Source organism: Shewanella sp. MBTL60-112-B2, assembly GCF_019655055.1.
In the GTDB taxonomy this organism is placed as follows: Bacteria; Pseudomonadota; Gammaproteobacteria; order Enterobacterales; family Shewanellaceae; genus Shewanella.
In genome coordinates this window covers 42,930-61,169 of sequence record NZ_BPFA01000032.1, presented here as the reverse complement: position 1 = coordinate 61,169, position 18,240 = coordinate 42,930, and the positions used below count along the sequence as shown (strand labels likewise).

Here is an 18,240-nt window from a genome sequence, read left to right as displayed (position 1 = left end):
GACCACCATTCTTTTCATAAAGAATTAAAACATTGTGAAATCCCAGGTCGATTAGCTCAGCTGGGAGAGCACCTCCCTTACAAGGAGGGGGTCACTGGTTCGAGCCCAGTATCGACCACCATTCTTTTCATAAAGAATTAAAACATTGTGAAATCCCAGGTCGATTAGCTCAGCTGGGAGAGCACCTCCCTTACAAGGAGGGGGTCACTGGTTCGAGCCCAGTATCGACCACCATTCTTTAACTCCCCTTTTCCGTTTTACGTCATCCATATTTATCCAATTCAAGTACTCTGTTGCTCCCCCCTACAAACAATTATTCAACTAGCCGTAATCACATATTTGATTTGGTAACCAATCCCCTTTATAACTTGAGTCTTAAAACTCAAAGTCATACCCGAAAGCTATAGCTACTCTCATATTGCCGATCTTTTACGCTAAATTATTTGCTTGGTATTTTTGCCACTCATCACTGTTGTCTACTATTCTTTTAGAATAACCAATCGTTGGACAAACCTTATGGCAGATGTCAGCCAATCCGCTTCATTAGCAAGTATTGCGGCCTACTTAAAACTCACTTGCCAATACGATCAAGATACTGCACTGGTGGAAGCTAAATCAGTTATGAAGAATTTAGTTCAAATGCGTCAGAAAGGCTTTATAACAGGTTGGTATTTTGATGAGAATGGTCACCTAGAATTGTTACCCAGTGACCAGATCATGCAGCAGATCTCTCCCAATAAATAAAGGTGAAGAGTCAAGTATGGCTTTGCAGCAGGTTCGACATAAGGTTAAAGACCGTGGATTACTTGCTGCACCTAATGCCTCGCACTTCTTCGCTCCCCAAGGCATTTATCATTACTGCTCCATCAATAATGAACCTGATACCGATTTAGGTTGGACAAGCTTAATTACGACTAATACCAACACCAATAATCCAAGTACAGATCCTAGTACTACACCTTGCCAACCCCATAGCAACCAAAATGGTAGTAAATAGGGTCCACCAATCGCGGCGCCTAAGTAATAGCTACACAGATACAATGCAGTGGCTTTGGCACGATGCTGTTTAGCTCTATAGGCTACCCAAGCGTTACAGCTACTATGAATTAAGAAGAAGCCAAATGCTGAAAGTAAAAAACCAGCAAAAATTGCCGCTAAAGTATCGAATAAGGTAAGCAATGTTCCGACGAGTAACGCTGATACAGAGCAGATGAACACCTTCTTTAGTCCAAATCTTCCGAGCCATTTAGCCGAGCAATAAGAGGCATAGGTTCCGCTGAGATAGCAAAGGAAAATCAGCGTCACTTCAAAGCGGCCTAAGTTAAAGGGGTTATCCATCAAATGCAGCTGAATGTAGCTAAACTGGTTTACCATCACCATGAAGGCCAACCCGCCGACAAGATAAATAAGCCGTAATTTTGGGTCCGCTAGATGATGACAGAACCCATTAAAGTCAGCTTTCTTGAGCGGCCACCTACCAAGTTCAACTTCAGGCTTTTCAAAATGACTCTTTGGTAATAAATAAGTCACCACAAGCGTTCCAATTAATGACACTGCAGTAAGAAGTTCCATCGCTTGCTGCCAATCTAAGTACTGCGCCATACCGCCACCAAGTAAACGCCCAGCTATCCCGCCCACACTATTAGCTGCGATATAGATTGCTCCAGCCTTTAACAGAGCATTATTACCCAGCTCATCTTTAAAAAAGGCCATTGCCATAGCTGGCACAGATGCCAACAATGCTCCTTGCATCATTCTAAGCAAGATCAGTTGATTAAACTCGGTAATAAAAAGTGCGCAAAAATCAAGAATAACCAAAAGGTATAGACTGACAAGAATTGGCTTTTTACGGCCGACACGATCGGACAGCACCGCGAATAGTAACAGTGAGAAAGCCATAGTAAAGCTGGTGACTGACAACAACAACGTTGCATGGCTTGTTGACACAGAGAAAGAATCAGCGATAAGCGGCAGCATGCCTTGGACTAAGTACAAGTTAATAAAAATAACCATTGAGGCAATAGATAAGCCAATTATTAAGCGACTCTCACTACCACCTTGCTTCGCCTGACTACGGGTATTCATGGGTAACAAACTCAAATTAGTTCGTTATTAAATAGAGTAACAGCCTGCTACCCATATGGATAACAACTAATAAACGCAATAGTTATTGATTTTTGTTATGTAAGTTTTAAGCTAGAACACCTATAACTAGACTAACAAATACCCCATCGAAATAGGCTCATATCACTCCAATGTGACCTGCTTATTTAGCAATAACTTAGTAGAGCAAAAATGGATATTAAACAGCTAAAATACTTAGATGCCTTAATTACAGCGGGTAGCTTCACTAAAGCCGCCGAGCGGCTCAATATGGCGCAACCAGCATTGAGTCAAAGTATAAAGCGCCTCGAGCAGGAACTTGGTGTCACGCTAGTTGATAGAGGTCCGAATAAAAGCAGCAAAACACTTTCGCTAACAGCTGAAGGCAGCGCTCTACATCAGCATGCAAAGCTTATCATCAAAAATATGGCGCAAGCTGAAGCGCATATCAAATCGATGGCCAACTTAACGATGGGCGAAGTCAGAGTCGCTGTGCCAGGCATGCTAGGTTCATATTATCTACCTAGACGATTAATGGCATTTCGCCATCAGCATTCAGAGCTTAAGTTATCCCTGTTTGAAGGCGGAACTCGAGATACTCTCAGAATGCTACAGAATGAAGATGTTGATATCGCCATCATTACCGCCAATGATCTTACCGATGAGTTTGACAGTCACCTATTACTGCAGGAGCAGATGGTCGTCGCTGTAGGTAAAAGGCACCCTCTTGCTGAATCTGACACCGTTTCTCTTGAAGCGTTTTTTCAACATGAACTGGTATTTTTCAAGCCTGGTTATTTTCACCGAGATTGGATGCTAGAACAGGCTGAGAAATTGGGCCTTAAGGCAAATATCGCCTTTGAAACCAACCTGATTAATCTCATTAAACAAGTTGTTGCGCAGGAGTATGGAATAACCAGTGTGCTTGAAATGGTGATAGAAAAACACGACAACATTTGTGCTAAACCTTTTAACCCACCCATTTTTTTAGACTTACATATCGCGTGGAAAAAACAACGCCCTATCAGTCAAGCCGATAAGGCGTTCGTTGAATTTCTGATGCGCAACCGTTAGTCGACTTTACTCTTAACCAAAAAAACGGTTTAAACCAAGCAGGTAATGCTTTATTGAACCGTTTAACTGGCGTCAGCTTGATTCTCGGGTACTGCGCTGATAAATGCCGGTAAAGTTAAGCAATGCGCATTAATTCGTTCAATATTTGGATATGGACTCATATCTAACTCAAAACGCTTAGCATTATACACCTGAGGCACTAAACATATGTCGGCAAGTGTTGGGCTGTCCCCAAAGCAAAAATCGCCGCTATGTTGCTCTAGTTGCTTCTCAAGAGCAGTAAAACCTTGATTGAGCCAGTGATGATACCAAGCTTGCTTACAGTCATTGTCGACCTTTAATTCTCCACTAAGGTACTGCAGCACCTTTAAGTTGTTCAGAGGGTGGACCTCACACGCTATAAGCAATGCCATCGCACGAACAATGGATTTATCAAACATTTGTGCTGGTAACAACGATACCTGAGGGTAAGCTTCATCTAAATACTCTAGAATAGCCAAAGACTGAGTCAGCACTACCTCTTTATCTGCCTGCTCAATAACTAAACTGGGTACCAGTTCTTGAGCGTTAAGGTCTGTATACGCTTCGTGATGTTGCTCGCCACCGCCCTTAACTAAATGCACAGATATATGCTCCGCATCCAACGATTTTAAGTTCATTGCAATACGCACACGATAGGCCGCGCTTGAACGCCAATATCCGTATAATTTAAGCTTGGTTGTTTCCATCTTAATATCTCCTTTTACGCCACAACAATAGTCATACCCCCGGTCATTGCCGTTAGCCTAACAAAAAGGCCAACCCGTTAGAGTCAGCCTTTTATGCTACGCAATAAATAGCAATCAACTACGCCTTATATTCGACAACTTGCTGATCGATAGAGCCAAAGATACTCTTGTTGTCATCATCTAACATCTCAATGCGCACACGATCACCAAAGCGCATAAATGAGGTAGAAGGTTTGCCATCTGCAATCGTCTCAAGCATACGCGTTTCAGCTAGGCAGCTTGAACCGGCACTGCGATCGTAATTTGAAATAGTGCCAGAGCCAATAATCGCACCGGCACCCAATGGGCGAGTTTTAGCCACATGCGATACCAATTGGCTAAAGTTAAATGTCATATCAACACCGGCATTTGGACGACCAAATAACTCACTGTTTAAATGAGTAATCAGTGGCAAGTGCACTTTAGCATCTTGCCATTTATCTTCGAGTTCATCAGGCGTAACAGCAACAGGAGAGAAGCTGCTTGAAGGTTTAGCTTGGAAAAAACCGAACCCTTTAGCTAACTCACCAGGGATAAGGTTACGTAACGATACATCGTTCACTAGCATCAATAATTTAATGTGCTTCGCAGCATCATCAACCGTTACGCCCATAGGCACATCATCGGTGATCACAGCGATTTCAGATTCGAAATCGATGCCCCACTCCTCACTGCCGAGTGGAATATCAGCCTTAGGGGCAATAAAGCTGTCTGAACCGCCTTGATATACTAACGGGTCTGTCCAAAATGTTTCTGGCATCTCTGCGCCACGGGCTTTGCGCACTAACTCAACATGGTTAACGTACGCGCTGCCATCAGCCCATTGATAAGCCCTTGGTAACGGAGACAAACATTTGGATTCATCAAAATCAACAGCGTTATCCATCATTCCCTTGTTTAACGCATCGTACAGTTCAACTAATTGTGGATTAAGCAGTTCCCAAGCATCCATCAGTTGTTGCATGGTATGAGCAATAGCAGGCACGGCAACAGCCTTAGTCAGATCTTTGCTAACCAACATCAGTTGACCGTCACGGCGTCCATTATCATAACTTGCTAACTTCATCGTCACTCCTAAAAAATTGTGGCATGGCTGCGAGTTGTTATTATTTAGCATTTGCAGCGAGCATTAATCAAAACTTGGTCATAATTCAAAATCGAACCATAGAATGACATCAACTCACTCCCAAGTGGAATAGTGTGCACGAAATCACACTTAACCACTTTAACCTCATCAGTGTAAACTATTAGATACAGCTCATTAAGAATAGCCGAATCACCATGATTTAGGCCGAAAGCAGCCTATCTATACAGCAATCAACGGCACACTTCATTTACACCTATTTTGGCTTATTGATCTTATATTCCCGAAGTTTGTTAGCAATTGCGGTATGAGACACACCCAACTTCTTAGCTAATTGTCGAGTGCTGGGGTAAGCCGGATACAATCTTCGTAAAAGACTCGCTTCAAACTGTTTCATCGCTTGCTCAAGACTTCCCTCAAACTGATGGTCGAAATAGCCAAACCCTTCAGCATATGAGGGCAGCTTTAGCTGTTCTACCGTGAGCTCAGCACTGCCATCCCACATAGATACGGCTCTAAATATTGCGTTTTTAAGCTGACGTACATTGCCAGGCCATGCATAACCTAACAGGTGCTCACGACACTCACCAGATATACGGCGAATAGGGATCGATAATTGCTGACTGTAGTGCTCTAAAAACATTTCGGTAAGCGGAATAATATCGACTTTACGCTCACGCAATGAAGGCACATGGAAACTCAATACATGGATCCGGTAATAAAGATCTTCTCTAAACTCGCCACTTTGGCATAACTCGGCAAGATTTTTTTGAGTCGAACAGATAATGCGCACATCACTGCGGATCTCCTCATCCCCCCCTACCCGTCTAAAGGTACCGTCCTGTATGAATCGCAATAACTTAACCTGAGCAGCCTTAGACATCTCGGCTATTTCATCAAGAAAAATCGTCCCGCCCTTAGCTTCCTCAATAAAGCCACGCTTAACCACGTTGCCATTGCTAACAAAACCAAAAAGCTCTTCTTCGGCGGCACTGTCAGGCATTGCTGCACAATTAATCGCAATAAAAGGGTGTTCACGGCGCATACTGGCATCATGGCAAGCACGAGACATCAACTCTTTTCCCGTTCCCGTTTCCCCCGTAATCAACAAAGGAGCATCAAGCTGTGCCATACGGCGAGCCTGAACCAGTACTTCTTTCATCTTGTCACTGGTTGCGAGTACATTCTCAAAGCCACTCGATTGATTTTGCAAAGCGTTGAATTGTTTACCCAAGCGTGCGGGCGATTTCAGCGATACCACTGCACCTGCCAAAATGGGAGTATCACTACCACTATCGGGTAAATAAATAGGTAACATCTCGGCTAAGTATTCATTCTCTCCAATATTTACCCGTGTCGCTTGAGCTAGGACTGTTGATTCACTTAACCAACGGCTAAAGTTAAACCCCTGCACCCAATGATTTATCGGCTCATCTATCACTTCATGTTCGGCCATACCTACTGTGTGTAAGGCCGATTCATTGACGATGCGGATCCGCCCTTTCACATCAAGAGAAAATACAGAGTCCGGTAAGGTTTTTAATAGTGTTTTAAGTGCGTAATGTTCCTGCTCTGACGGCATAAATGACACCGTCCGTACATCATGTACGCCTTCTACTTTTCTAATTAAGGGGAGTAATTCACTGAGAGTGTCGAAACTCACTTCAGCAAATTGTAGATATAGGAAACCTTGGTTGCTTGCGTCAATAGCAAACAAATTAATCCCATAGTCTTCCATAATCAATAAGATATCTTTGGCGAGACCCACTCGGTCTAAACAGCTGACTTCCAAGCGCATACTATTGCAGTTCCCTTTTTTAAATACTCGTTATTGGGATAAAACAGCCATCAGAAGGGAATTCGCACGGTTTAGGGAGCAGGCTTAAAAGCAACATCCACTTCTGTAATCGTCTATACGTTAGAAGTTTATCTTTGCTGTGGCAAGACTTGTTTACAGAGGATTTGTAACATAAAGAAAATAAATGCGTGCCAGCAATGCTAACACGCCTTTGATACCGGAGGTTTGACGAACTCATCCGGTAATAAAACAGCCATTTTGCAGCCGTTAAATGCCTATAAGCTTATTCAAATAAGGTGTCGGTCTTTGCCGCCATAATAAAGTCGTTCTTATGAAGGCCCTTTATTGAATGCGACCACCAAGTAACCGTCACCTTACCCCACTCGGTTAAGATCCCAGGGTGATGAAAATCAGCTTCGGCTAGGTCTGCGAGCTTATTAGTAAACTCCATTGCTAACTTAAAATTTTTAAACTTGTACACACGTTCCAACTGCATAACACCGTCACGGACTTCAACGCCCCAATCGGGAATTTTTGCGATTAACTGCGCCAGTTCATCATCTGTCACTTTAGGTGCATCTGCCTGGCATGCTTCACATTTCATTTGCGCTAATTCAGTCATATCTATTCCTTAATCATTGCTACTAATTCGCCTTTACTTACGCCTCTTAATACTCACAACAATCGCTGATGGGCGTTAGTTAACTCTTTTAACGGTTCTTTTAACTATCAGTTATAACTAAGCCGATTTAGCGGGGAATGTTGCAGTAAACAATCCCAACTCTCGTGCCTTATTAACTGCAGCCATAATATCCATCTCGGCTATTGCGCCCAGGTCGCTAATCTCTTCAATGGCATAATAAATTGGCTGCATAATATCAATCCTGTATGGCGTACGCAGCACATCTATTAAATCAAACGGCCTAATCTCAGGCTCTGAGCCCATAACATACAAAGTCTCACCTGGAGAGCTTAAAATCCCTCCACCATAAATTCTCAATTCGTTGCTTTTAGAACGCAATAAACCAAATTCGACAGTAAACCAGTATAGCCTTGCTAAAAAGACCCGATCCTCTTTACTCGCCGCAAGCCCTAATTGGCCATACAGATGAGAAAAATGAGCGAAAGATGAATTGGTCAGCAATGGACAATGGCCAAATACCTCATGGAAAATATCGGGCTCTTGCAGGTAATCCAGCTCTTCTCGGCTACGAATAAAAGTTGCCACCGGAAATGACTTATTAGCCAGAAGCTCAAAGAACTTACCAAATGAGATAAGCGCAGGAACCGCAGCCGTCTTCCACCCAGTAGCTTGTAGTAAGACATCGTCAATCTCAGAGAGTTGCGGCACTCTATCGCTCGCAAGCCCCAGTTTATTAAGGCCATCGTTATATTCTTGACAGGCGCGGCCAGGTAGATTGACTTTCTGTCTTTGATAAAGCTGTGACCAAATATCATGCTCAGTTTGAGGGTACTCAATATAGCCATCGGCATCTGGCAAACGTGCTGTATAGTTGTGCGGTTTACTCATAGTTATTTACTCATGATTCTAATCAGTAGTTTGGAGCAAGAGTGAAAATAAGCGCTCTACAACTGATAAGGAGTGCTTACTTCATACTTCACTAAAGCTGCAAACTTGTTAAGCCGATCACTGTTTATTGTTCATCAGTAAAGAGCCACTAAGTGTAATAATAATGTTACACGCTTAAGCGGTTTTCTCTCCAAATCGTGCCGATGCTTAGCCTTGAAGCGTATAAAACAATTGACACGAGCTTAATCAACCGCCTTAAAACCGCTAATTTTCAACATCAGTAGCATTATGTGATTTCTACCCGCGAACTGTTAAAGCTGAGCTTTAACAACAGAAAGCCTTTTTCTTTGCGCCAATAGTCGCTCTAAGCCGAAAAATTCTTCAACTTTTCAACAAAATCGCAAATAAAGTTAATTTACAACTCGCTTTAAACAAATCTTCACCATTCGAGCTTTATTTCGGTATAGAATATAGGTTTGTATACCCACTCCTGACTTAGAGTAGATAGGATTAGAATGAAACAACATAAAATTCTCAAAGCAGTTATCCCTGTAGCAGGCCTTGGAACCCGGATGCTTCCAGCCACTAAAGCTATTCCAAAAGAGATGCTGCCAGTTATGGATAAACCTCTTATCCAGTATGTTGTCAACGAGGCTATCGCAGCGGGAATTAAAGAGATTGTCTTAGTTACTCACGCCAGTAAAAACTCAGTTGAAAACCATTTCGACACCAGCTTTGAGTTAGAAACTCAACTCGAGCGTCGCGTTAAACGTCAACTCTTAGCTGAAGTACAAGCTATTTGCCCAGACGACGTCACGATTATTAGTGTTCGTCAGTCACAAGCTAAAGGCCTAGGTCATGCTATTTTATGTGCTAAAAGCATCATAGGTGACGCTCCTTTTGCCGTACTTTTACCGGACGTACTGATCGACGACGCAAGCAGCGACTTAAGCAAAGACAACCTTGCCGAGATGGTTGCGATTTATGATCAGACCGAGGTCGGTCAAATCATGGTTGAAGGCGTGCCACATGAACTTGTTAATCAATACGGCATTGCCGATATCAATGGTGCAGAACTAAACCCTGGTGAATCACTGCCGTTAACTCAATTAGTAGAGAAGCCAAGCGTTGAAGATGCCCCTTCTAATTTAGCCGTTGTTGGTCGCTATGTATTGCCTGCCGAGATCTGGTCGTACCTTGCTAAGACGCCTGCAGGTGCTGGCGATGAAATCCAGCTAACAGACGCCATTGCTATGTTGATGGAAAACCAAACTGTTAATGCCTATTACATGCAAGGTAAGAGTCATGACTGTGGTAATAAGTTAGGCTATATGCAGGCCCATGTAGAGCATGCACTGCGTCATAGGGAAATTGGCCCAGAATTCGCTGAGTACCTAAAAGCTATCGTTAAGACACTTAAGTAATAGATACTTAACTAATAGACAATAGCTAACACCTGTTGCATATCGCCTAGATTAAAGGATTTTAGATAATGACGATTTTAGTTACCGGCGGCGCTGGTTATATCGGAACCCATACAGTTGTAGAGCTGCTGAATAACGGCAATAACGTCGTTATCTTAGATAACCTTAGCAACTCAAGCGTTACGGCCCTAGAAAGAGTCGAGCAGATCACTGGCAAAAGAGTAACCTTTTATCAAGGCGATGTACTCAATAGAGCTTTCTTGCAGAAACTATTTACTGATCATGACATTAAGTCCGTCATTCACTTCGCAGGCCTAAAAGCCGTTGGTGAGTCAGTAGCACAACCGCTACGTTATTATGAGAATAACGTCACAGGTACTATCGTCTTATGTGAAGTCATGGCTGAGTTTAACGTTAAAAATCTAGTTTTCAGCTCATCAGCCACTGTCTATGGCGATCCTGCAAGCCTGCCTATCACAGAGGACTTTCCTACAGGGGCAACTAATCCCTACGGTCAGTCCAAATTGATGGTAGAGCATATCCTTAGCGATCTTTATCACTCAGATAATAGCTGGAATATCGCCTGCTTAAGATATTTTAACCCTGTAGGCGCTCATAAGAGCGGACTAATCGGTGAAGACCCCAATGATATCCCTAATAACCTGATGCCATTTATCACTCAAGTTGCCGTCGGTAAACGTGAGCAATTAAGCGTATTCGGCAGTGATTATAATACTGTCGATGGTACAGGCGTTCGTGATTACATCCATGTTGTCGATCTAGCTATAGGTCACTTACGAGCTCTTGATAAGCTACACACCCAATCAGGGTTAGTGACCTATAACTTAGGTACAGGTCAAGGTTACAGTGTACTTGAAATGGTTAAAGCCTTTGAAAAGGCTAGCGATACCACTATCAAATATCAGATAGTGGAGCGCAGACCTGGCGATATTGCAGCATGTTATGCAAACCCAGAAAAGGCACATACAGAATTAAACTGGCAAGCAACTCACAGCATCGATGATATGGCACAAAGCAGCTGGCACTGGCAATCAAGTAATCCGAATGGTTACCAGAACGAAGGCTAAGGTCTTAGGTCTTAGGTCTTAGGTCTTAGGTCTTAGGTCTTAGGTCCTAGGTCCTAGGAAAAGCAGGTTCTAGGCTTGAGTACTAGCTAGGTTCTAGGTTCTAGGTTCTAGGTTCTAGGTTCTAGGTTCTAGGTTCTAGGTTCTAGGTTCTAGCAAAATAGATCGTAAGCTAAACTGATACTAACTTTTGTTTTAGCTTTTCCTAGTATCTAGAAGCGCAGCGGTCTCGCAGTGAGTCTGCGAACGTCCTAGAACCTAAAATCCCTGTAAGCCAACAAACTTACAATCTTAATACCTTCTAAAAATGAGCCTATAAATGAGCAGCATTAATCAGAGCAGAAGAAGACTTTTCAACCGCAAAAAGAGTGATGCAGTTCGCCCTCCTTGGGTAAAGCAGTCAATCGAGTTTACCGACCAATGCACCCGCTGCGATAAGTGTATTTCGGCCTGTGAAACTAAAATCATTGTCAAAGGCGATGGTGGCTTTCCTGAAATCGACTTTAAACTTGATGAATGCACCTTTTGCAAAGAATGTGCAAATGCCTGCCCAGAAGATCTATTTGAAGATACTAACACCACACCGTGGCAAGTTAAGGCCAAAATCCAAGATAGCTGTATGGCATATCAAGGGAGCTGGTGCCAAAGCTGTAAAGACTCCTGTGACTCCCGCGCCATTAGCTTCACCCTTGCAGTAGGTAAAGCCCCCCTGCCTCAAATCGATCTTGAAGCCTGTACAGGCTGTGGTGCTTGTGTAGCACCTTGTCCATCAACCGCAATCATAGTTCGCACCGCGTAAAACAGCCAAAAATATGACATATTAGCGCCAAATTTAAGTGGTTTTGTTTCCTTGAGTTTCAAGGTAACATCTAAGCAACTTAGACTGACTGTGACACGATTATGTTTAGAAAAAAAAGAAGCGGCGGGTTAACATTTATTGCTCAAGGCACCAAATTTACTGGTGAAACTGAGTTTTCAGCTGAAGCGCTTATTGCTGGTGAACTCTTTGGCAAAGTAAGCTCCAGTAGTAACGTCACTATCGAACAGGGTGGCCTTATCGATGGTAAACTTCACTGTTCGGAGCTAAGAGTCTCTGGTACTTTCCGCGGTAAACTGACCTGTGAAAAGCTTAACATTACTAGTACGGGTCTTGTCGATGGTGAAGTAAATTGCCAGTCGATGGAAATTTTTGAAGGTGGTCAATTTATTGGAATGCGCGTGAGAGATGATATCGCCTTCTTACCCTCAAACTCAGCGCCTAAACAGGAAAACAGCCAATCAGCTAAAGAAGGAGTGATTGAAGACGCTGAACTCAGTATGAGTTAACCTCCATCATGCCTATTTAATGCTAGCGGCTTTATCACTTTACCCTAGCTAGCATTAAATTCACCTTTCCAGCACTACGACTTGCCCACAATCGCTCTACAACTGCCCTGAACTATTGTTTTTATACTCTCTCAGTAAAGCGAGAAATTCAATTTCTGACCTATCGAGTGAATCTGTTGAGATAAACAGATGATAGCCTAAGTGTGAATTTAATAGCCGACAACGGTGACCAAACATAGCGAGTACTCCCTTATATCTGTCCTCATTCTCAATAAAAGGCGTAAACTCCGCGCTCATCTGCTCTTCTAACACAGATAGGTCTTCACCTTGAGTTGAAGCTGTCATCAACAGAGGGCGTTGCTCGGTGAGTAACCCCGCAGCCAATCGCAACGAAATACACTCTAAAACAGGGCTGATCTGTTTTAACTTTACGCCTATATAAGGCAAGTCTAGGGTGTCAATCCCCTGAGAAACTCTGGGTTGATCAAAACGTTGGATATTGTTCCATTCAATAACAACCTGACCCCGTCTATGAAAATAAGTCAGCCCCTCGTCAGTCAGTTTAACCGTCACCTCCGGTTCGACCAATTTAGCCCCCCCCAAAACCAGAGCGATTGCGCCAAACGCAAAACAAATCATTCCAGGTGCAAATAGATGACTCCCCGATAAAAAGAGCCCTAACCCAGCGGCTAGACTGAGGCTACCAGCAAAAGTCAGTGTTAATCCATTACGTTTAATGATGGGGCGGATCAGAACAGCTTCGTTTATCAACTTTTACATACTCTTATTGTTTGTGGCACAGCGGGATCCTAGCAGGTTACAAAAACAGAATAAATAAGGTTCTAGGTTCTAGGTTCTAGGTTCTAGGTTCTAGGTTCTAGGTTCTAGGTTCTAGGAAAACCTTAAGCCAACAGCAACAAAGTTAAAGTAGTAAAAACTCTAAATATCGCTTTTGCTTGTATAGTATCTAGAAATAGCAACGCGACGCTCTTGCAGTGACGAAGTCACGTCCTAGAAGCGCTGCGCCCTTCTTAGCTCCAAACTGTCAGCGAAGCGCTCCGTAAGGCCGTAGGCAGTTCCGTCTTTGCTTGTACCGTCTTTGCTTTAACCTAGAACCTGCTTTTCCTAGGACCTAGGACCTTCTTTTTCATGCTTGAGCTTAAACCAGAGCAATCCCATATATTCATAAATAGCGCGTTGTGAATTTAATAAACTCTGTGCATCGAACCGCCACCAATAAGTGGCCCGTTGTGCAAAATCGGTAGGCGCAGCAACCGCATTAAGCTTAGCATTAGTAAAAATGGCCATTGCACGCGGCATATGGCTTGCCGACGTGACTAAGCGAAAAGGCGCATCTTCGACCTCCCACTTCATAAATTGTGCTTCTTCTATGGTATCTTGTGCCAATGGCAATTTAATAATAGCTTTAGGCGATACGCCGAGCTCCACGGCAGCATCAAACATCACATCAGCATGTGAGCGAGTTGAGAGTCCACCGCTCCAACCACTCACCACTAGTTTACAGTTTTGACCTAGAGACAATTGACGCACTCCCTCAGTCAACCTGGCTAAGGCTGTATTTGAAAGTTGCTGCACCGCAGTCAAATTAGCGTTTTCATCATGGCCACTACCAAGCACCATCACCAAGCAGGCATGAGCCATAGGCTTATTATTAACTGAATATTGATCTTCCAATGGCGCAAGTAGCCAATTGCTGCCCCAACTGCTGCTCAAGGTGATCAGTAATGCTGCGGTTATCGCTAATAACGCTCTAGAGGACTGACGGTTACGCATCACTAAGTAAGCAAGTGCAATAAGCAGCAGTACTAAAGGGACTGGCATGAAAAACTGCGACACTATCTTTTTTAACCAAAACATAAAGCAGCCAAAATCAGGTGAATATATTTAAGAAGTGTAGCATGTTATTCTATTTATTAACGTTATCTGTGACCATCCCCAAAAAGGTGGTATCAATAGCGGGTAAAATTAGTGGTTAAATTAGTCATTAACAAAACTAAGTCTCATCTTTACTCCACAACCACGCAGCTCCGCGTACACCTGAAGAACTACCATACATGTTTTGCACTACAGCTGTGCGGCACTCGCCGCCTAATACATATTTAGGCAAAACATCAGGAAGTCGAGAGTAGATACTATCAATATTCGATACCCCGCCCCCCAACACTATGACGTCAGGATCCAATACATTGATGACATGAGCTAAGGAGCGGGCGAGTCTATCTAGATAGCGGTCAAATGTGGCTATAGCGCAAGCTTCACCTTGCTGCACTCGCGCGGCGATCTCTATGCCACTTTCAGCAACGCCGCCTGCAAGTTGATAATCCCTAACCAACCCCGTTCCAGAGATAAAAGTCTCAATACAATCTTTATTACCGCAAAAACAGCTGGTTGAGTTGAACTCTTCAGCAGTCATCCAAGGTAATGGATTATGCCCCCATTCGCCGCCAATGCCATTGCCACCACTATGAACGTTTCCGTTAATGGCAATACCTGCGCCGCATCCCGTACCGATTATGACTCCAAATACCACAGCTTTACCGGCAGCTGCACCATCTATAGCTTCAGAGACGGCAAAACAGTTGGCATCGTTCGCCACCCTCACCTCTCTGTTCAAGCGCTTAGCTAAATCAATATCTAATGGATGTCCGTTAATCCATGTCGAATTCGCATTTTTAACAAGGCCAGAAAAAGGGGAAATAACGCCAGGGATCCCGACGCCAACAGTGCCTTGTTGACCTAATTGCCGCTCAGCTTCAGCGACTAAGGCCTCTATCATATCCAGCGTTGCCTTATATTCCCTAGGAGTAGGCATGCGTTTACGAAAAAGCTCTTCGCCCTGCTCGTTAAGTGCTACAACTTCTATTTTTGTACCACCAAGATCAACGCCTATGCGTAACATTCTTCTCTCCTAGTATTTTCAATTCGTTCTAATACTTTAATCGACAATAGCCTTTAATTCCGCACGTTCGACTTTCGCCAATAGCTAAAATCAACAGAAACTAAATCAACTTGGCTTAATCCCAATGAGGCGCATAAGCAATAAAATAGGGATTGAGTATGTCGGCCTTTTGATTGTAATTAAGAGGGGTATTAGTGTCGTATTGCAGCACCCGACCGCCTGCACTTTCCAAAACAGCCTGCGCTGCTGCGGTATCCCATTCACTGGTTAACCCTAAGCGAGGATAAATATCAGCCTCTCCCTCAGCCAGTAAACAAAATTTCAGTGAACTGCCGACGCTTTTCATCTCATGTTCACCAATCTGCTCTAAATATGTTTGTAAACCAGGGCTTAAATGAGAGCGACTGCCAACGATCCTTGGGGGAGCGGTTTTCAAATCTTTAATCTTGGTTAATCGCCTCTGCGCTCCCGCATACTTTAACCAAGCTCCACTCTCAATTTCACCATAAAAGCATTTGTCTAGCACCGGCGCGTATACCACACCTGCTACGGCTCTATCTTGCTCAATAAAGGCTATATTGACGGTAAACTCACCATTACGCTTGATAAACTCTTTCGTGCCATCGAGTGGATCTATCAACCAATAAGCTTGCCAATGACGTCTCTGCTGCCAATCGATACCCGTCGACTCTTCAGACATCACAGGTATGTTAGGTGTCAGCTGCTGTAACCGCTCAACGATAACTCTATGACTGGCAAGATCTGCTGCTGTAACAGGGCTATCGTCAGCCTTAGTTACAACTCCTAAGTCATCTTCGCCATAGATCGCCATAATGGCGTCACCCGCTTCAGTGGCTATATCGACAATGGCTGATAGCCATTCTTGTTTAAATACCTGGCTCAATGTGAGTTATCTCTATAATTTGTCAAAGGTAATGTTTCTATTATGCCAGTATTTAATCATAAAAATTAATAACCAAAAAATCATTCTAGGGTGAAAACAGACTAAGAGAAGGAGATAGAGCTTAAGTTCTAGAGTGCTCCGCAGTGAGGACGGACAGCATTCTGCATTCTGTATTCTGTATTCCGTAAGCGAATCGTTCTGTAGGCCTTAGGCCGTTCCATCTTTGCTTACCCCGTCTTTGCTGTAACCGCTTTAGCTTGTACCTAGAACTTGTTTTTCCTAGAAGCTGTTTTTCCTAGAAGCTAAGACTTGTTAGCTTTAACCGACATTCAAGCTGTCACACTTTGTGTCTAATCATCGATTCATTTACCTTAACACTACCTGCCAGCAGTGAAATCCTCTAAAATGCGCCTCATTGATAAAAGGGATCCCAATGAAACTTAAATTATTATCTGGATTATTACTGCTTAGTTGCAGCTCAGTGCAAGCAGCTTGGTGGGTTGAACCCACTGACTTACCACTAAGAGCCGACATTCAACTCCTGTCTGATACAGGCGTGATTGTGCAGCCCATCACCACTTACCCGCTAATGTGGGATGGTATTAAACAAGATATGGACAAGGCAGATCAGAATACTCTGTCCAATCTTCAGCGTGATGCATTCGACAGAATCATAAGCGCTTATGAGCATGATCATCGCGGCATGAGCAGCAAAATAGAACTTGCTGGCGGCTCAGATACCACCCGCTTTATTGGTTTTGGTCAAGATTATCGCGATAAAGCCGAAGCAGCAGTGTCTGCTGAAGTCACTAAAGACTGGTTTAGCGGTCGCTTAGCAGCAAGTTACCACTATGACCCTATCGATGGTAACAGCACACGCTTAGATAACAGTTTTGCAGCCGTCATGCTAGGTAACTGGATAGTCAGTGCTGGCGCCCAACAGAAATACTGGGGACCAGGTTGGGATAGTGGCCTTATTCAAACCACCAACGCTAGACCTATGCCAGGAATGACGCTAAGCCGTAATAACAGCCAAGCATTTGAAACCCCATGGCTTAACTGGATTGGCCCATGGACATTTACCACCTCATTTAGCCAGATGGAAAGCGACCGCTATGTACCGGAAGCTAAGCACTGGGGGGCTCGCGGAACATTAAGACCTATCTCCAAACTTGAAGTGGGTTTCTCATGGACCATGCAATGGGGCGGTGAAGGTTACGGTAACAGCTTAGGCGACTGGTGGGATGGCCTCTTTAATGGTGGCATGAGTGAAGGTGAAATTAAAAATGGCCAAGAGAATATGCTTGCAGGCTATGATTTCCGCTGGTCTGATACCGCCTTTGGTATTCCTTACGGGATCTACTACGAGCGTATTCACGAAGATTACCACAACGGTAAGAACAAGCTAATTAACTCAGCTAATATGGGCGGTGTCGATTTCCTATTATCTGATCTCAATACTCGTGTGTTTATCGAATACTCAGATACTCAAGTAGCTTGTGGAGTCGATTCAAATGCCTATAACTGCCTCTATGAACATGGTTTCTATCAAGATGGCTATCGTTACTATGGAAAAAGCCTAGGCAGCACCTATGACAATGACGCAACGACACTCGTTATTGGCGGCATCACTCAGTTAGGTGGCGGACAAAACATCAGCAATAAGTTTCGTTGGTTAAGACTCAACACTGACGGGACTGATACTGGCAACCCATCTGGAGGTAATCCTGTGTCTCCTGGTGAATATGAGCGCGTATACCAGTTTGATACTAGTTACCATAGACCGTTCTACCAAGGTACGTTAAAAGTCGGTGGCACTGTAGGCTATAGCAAATATATGACCTCTGGTGGTGATGACTGGGATACTACGATTTACGCCGGCTGGGAAAGAAGTTTTTAATATAAAAACCGGCAAAAGCTAAGACGATAAAAGCCGATTTAAACAAAGACGGCACAAGCTAAACAAACTTCGTTTAGCTTCAGAGGCAAAAGTAGTCCTAGCTGCTTTTGCCTTTTTTTTACAAAGGAACTAGGACGCTTCGCTACGAGGGCGTTCACAAGCTCACTTCTAGAACGGACTGCGTCCTACTAGGAAAATCGAAAGCAAAGCCCCACCCTCTTTACGTAGGTTGGGCTTTAGCCCATCAGTCTTGCAGTTAATACACCTAAATTGGCGGCATAAATGCCGACCTACGTAAAAATCAGGTTTCAGGTTCTAAGAAAA

Annotated in this window: 17 protein-coding genes and 2 tRNA genes; 9 read left to right on the top strand and 10 right to left on the bottom strand. The window is 43.6% G+C overall.

Features of this window, described 5'->3' with window-relative positions; translation table 11 throughout:
• Nucleotides 1-45 precede the first annotated feature (45 nt).
• The 3 genes from K5Q73_RS17520 to K5Q73_RS17510 all read left to right on the top strand — a co-directional run bounded on the left by K5Q73_RS17520 (nucleotide 46) and on the right by K5Q73_RS17510 (nucleotide 744).
• Nucleotides 46-121, top strand: a tRNA-Val gene (locus K5Q73_RS17520).
• Nucleotides 122-158: 37 nt separating this feature from the next.
• Nucleotides 159-234, top strand: a tRNA-Val gene (locus tag K5Q73_RS17515).
• 282 nt (nucleotides 235-516) lie between these two features.
• Nucleotides 517-744: a hypothetical protein gene (locus tag K5Q73_RS17510; protein ID WP_041410880.1), complete on the top strand. Its 228-nt coding sequence runs from the start codon at nucleotides 517-519 to the stop codon at nucleotides 742-744.
• A gap of 111 nt (nucleotides 745-855) precedes the next feature.
• Here the strand turns inward: K5Q73_RS17510 and K5Q73_RS17505 are convergent, their stop codons facing one another.
• Entirely contained in the window at nucleotides 856-2,085 is a 1,230-nt protein-coding gene (locus K5Q73_RS17505; RefSeq protein WP_220764636.1) for an MFS transporter, read from the bottom strand.
• Between the two features lie 210 nt (nucleotides 2,086-2,295).
• On the opposite strand from K5Q73_RS17505, the gene K5Q73_RS17500 reads away from it, so the two are divergent.
• A complete protein-coding gene (locus tag K5Q73_RS17500) occupies nucleotides 2,296-3,177 on the top strand; it encodes a LysR family transcriptional regulator (protein WP_220764635.1) in 882 nt (293 codons plus the stop codon).
• A 62-nt stretch (nucleotides 3,178-3,239) separates the two neighbouring features.
• Here the strand turns inward: K5Q73_RS17500 and maiA are convergent, their stop codons facing one another.
• From maiA to phhA, 5 genes are all read right to left on the bottom strand, one after another.
• Nucleotides 3,240-3,905 carry a maleylacetoacetate isomerase gene (gene maiA, locus K5Q73_RS17495; RefSeq protein WP_220764633.1) on the bottom strand — a complete coding sequence of 222 codons (666 nt, stop codon included), beginning with the start codon at nucleotides 3,903-3,905 and terminating at the stop codon, nucleotides 3,240-3,242.
• A gap of 118 nt (nucleotides 3,906-4,023) precedes the next feature.
• Nucleotides 4,024-5,010 carry a fumarylacetoacetate hydrolase family protein gene (locus tag K5Q73_RS17490; protein WP_220764631.1) on the bottom strand — a complete coding sequence of 329 codons (987 nt, stop codon included), beginning with the start codon at nucleotides 5,008-5,010 and terminating at the stop codon, nucleotides 4,024-4,026.
• A 274-nt stretch (nucleotides 5,011-5,284) separates the two neighbouring features.
• Entirely contained in the window at nucleotides 5,285-6,826 is a 1,542-nt protein-coding gene (tyrR, locus tag K5Q73_RS17485) for a transcriptional regulator TyrR (RefSeq protein ID WP_220764629.1), read from the bottom strand.
• 283 nt (nucleotides 6,827-7,109) lie between these two features.
• Entirely contained in the window at nucleotides 7,110-7,448 is a 339-nt protein-coding gene (locus K5Q73_RS17480) for a 4a-hydroxytetrahydrobiopterin dehydratase (protein WP_220764627.1), read from the bottom strand.
• Nucleotides 7,449-7,565: 117 nt separating this feature from the next.
• A complete protein-coding gene (gene phhA / locus K5Q73_RS17475) occupies nucleotides 7,566-8,357 on the bottom strand; it encodes a phenylalanine 4-monooxygenase (protein WP_220764625.1) in 792 nt (263 codons plus the stop codon).
• Between the two features lie 515 nt (nucleotides 8,358-8,872).
• Here phhA and galU point away from each other — a divergent pair.
• From galU to K5Q73_RS17455, 4 genes are all read left to right on the top strand, one after another.
• Entirely contained in the window at nucleotides 8,873-9,781 is a 909-nt protein-coding gene (gene galU / locus K5Q73_RS17470; protein WP_220764623.1) for a UTP--glucose-1-phosphate uridylyltransferase GalU, read from the top strand.
• A gap of 68 nt (nucleotides 9,782-9,849) precedes the next feature.
• Nucleotides 9,850-10,869, top strand: a complete 1,020-nt coding sequence (gene galE / locus K5Q73_RS17465) for a UDP-glucose 4-epimerase GalE (RefSeq protein WP_220764621.1) — start codon at nucleotides 9,850-9,852, stop codon at nucleotides 10,867-10,869.
• 316 nt (nucleotides 10,870-11,185) lie between these two features.
• Entirely contained in the window at nucleotides 11,186-11,665 is a 480-nt protein-coding gene (napF, locus tag K5Q73_RS17460; RefSeq protein ID WP_220764619.1) for a ferredoxin-type protein NapF, read from the top strand.
• A gap of 101 nt (nucleotides 11,666-11,766) precedes the next feature.
• On the top strand, nucleotides 11,767-12,192 hold the full coding sequence (locus tag K5Q73_RS17455; RefSeq protein WP_220764612.1) for a polymer-forming cytoskeletal protein: 426 nt from the start codon (nucleotides 11,767-11,769) through the stop codon (nucleotides 12,190-12,192).
• Nucleotides 12,193-12,288: 96 nt separating this feature from the next.
• Here K5Q73_RS17455 and K5Q73_RS17450 read toward each other — a convergent pair whose 3' ends face one another.
• The 4 genes from K5Q73_RS17450 to cysQ all read right to left on the bottom strand — a co-directional run bounded on the left by K5Q73_RS17450 (nucleotide 12,289) and on the right by cysQ (nucleotide 16,016).
• Complete coding sequence (locus K5Q73_RS17450; RefSeq protein WP_220764610.1) at nucleotides 12,289-12,963, bottom strand: DUF2982 domain-containing protein; 675 nt, start codon at nucleotides 12,961-12,963, stop codon at nucleotides 12,289-12,291.
• A 354-nt stretch (nucleotides 12,964-13,317) separates the two neighbouring features.
• Nucleotides 13,318-14,070: a YdcF family protein gene (locus tag K5Q73_RS17445; RefSeq protein ID WP_220764608.1), complete on the bottom strand. Its 753-nt coding sequence runs from the start codon at nucleotides 14,068-14,070 to the stop codon at nucleotides 13,318-13,320.
• A gap of 136 nt (nucleotides 14,071-14,206) precedes the next feature.
• Nucleotides 14,207-15,112 (bottom strand): fructokinase, encoded by a 906-nt coding sequence (gene mak / locus K5Q73_RS17440; RefSeq protein ID WP_220764606.1) that lies wholly within the window; start codon nucleotides 15,110-15,112, stop codon nucleotides 14,207-14,209.
• A 115-nt stretch (nucleotides 15,113-15,227) separates the two neighbouring features.
• Nucleotides 15,228-16,016 carry a 3'(2'),5'-bisphosphate nucleotidase CysQ gene (cysQ, locus tag K5Q73_RS17435; protein WP_220764604.1) on the bottom strand — a complete coding sequence of 263 codons (789 nt, stop codon included), beginning with the start codon at nucleotides 16,014-16,016 and terminating at the stop codon, nucleotides 15,228-15,230.
• Between the two features lie 433 nt (nucleotides 16,017-16,449).
• Between cysQ and K5Q73_RS17430 the strand changes: the two genes are divergently transcribed.
• Nucleotides 16,450-17,916 carry a capsule assembly Wzi family protein gene (locus tag K5Q73_RS17430; RefSeq protein ID WP_220764602.1) on the top strand — a complete coding sequence of 489 codons (1,467 nt, stop codon included), beginning with the start codon at nucleotides 16,450-16,452 and terminating at the stop codon, nucleotides 17,914-17,916.
• The last annotated feature ends 324 nt before the right edge of the window (nucleotides 17,917-18,240 follow it).